This window comes from Achromobacter maghribensis (genome assembly GCF_057334215.1).
Window position 1 is genome coordinate 17,449 of sequence record NZ_JBHFII010000066.1, and the last position, 284, is coordinate 17,732.

General features: G+C 65.5%; 1 protein-coding gene. It reads right to left on the reverse strand.

All coding sequences use genetic code 11. The features are described from left to right. Positions 1-284: asparaginase domain-containing protein (locus ACE039_RS30495; protein WP_485824218.1), on the reverse strand; the 284-nt coding region annotated here is incomplete at both ends.

Genomic DNA, 284 nt, shown 5'->3' on the forward strand with positions numbered 1-284 from the left:
CCCCCCCCCCACCGCGTTATACAGGTTGGCCGGCCCTTCGGCGCCCAGCGCCGTGGCAGGACGCATAGCGCCCACCAGGACGACGGGCTTGTCGTGCGGAATCACCAAGCTGAGGAAGTACGCCGTTTCTTCAAGCGTGTCGGTACCGTGCGTAATGACGATACCCGCCACCGAGGCGTCCTGGCACAAGGTTTCCACCCGTTCGGCCAGCGCGCGCCAGACCTCGTGCGTCATGTTCTGGCTGCCGACATTCGCCACCTGTTCGGCGCGAATGTCGGCAATGC